The organism is Mesorhizobium sp. M7A.T.Ca.US.000.02.2.1, assembly GCF_003996995.1.
Lineage (GTDB): Bacteria > Pseudomonadota > Alphaproteobacteria > Rhizobiales > Rhizobiaceae > Mesorhizobium.
Genome location: NZ_RZTT01000918.1, coordinates 1 through 440 on the forward strand (window position 1 = coordinate 1; position 440 = coordinate 440).

The 440-nt window shown below is 66.8% G+C and carries 1 protein-coding gene; it reads right to left on the reverse strand.

The window, feature by feature from the left end; all coding sequences use genetic code 11:
• The coding region (locus tag EOD15_RS35440) for an NAD(P)-binding domain-containing protein (protein WP_148129862.1) at positions 1-263 on the reverse strand (263 nt) is incomplete at its 3' end.
• Positions 264-440: the final 177 nt, after the last annotated feature.

Here is a 440-nt window from a genome sequence, read left to right on the forward strand (position 1 = left end):
CCCCTGGCCAGGCCGGACGCGACGCCGTTGTCGCCGAACAGCACATCGGCCACCTGCGGCGTGTCGGGCACCATCAGGATGATGATGTCGGCAGCCTTGGCCACGGCGGCGTGGCCGGTGACGGTCTTCAGCCCCTTGGCGACGAGATCGGCCGGCGGCTTGGAGCGATGGTCGCTGGTGATGACATGATAGCCCGCATCCAGCAGGTGCCCCGCCATCGGCGCGCCCATGATGCCGAGGCCGATGAAGCCGATGGTTTCCATGATGATTCTCCTGACGCTTGTGTGAAACGCCCCCTAATCCGGCCGCTGCGCGACCACCTTCTCCCCGAGGGGAGAAGAGAATGCCGACGTTGATGCCTGTCTCTTCTCCCCACCGGGGAGAAGGTGGCCCGAAGGGCCGGATGAGGGGGCCTTGGCCGCTAAGCCGCAGCACTGCCC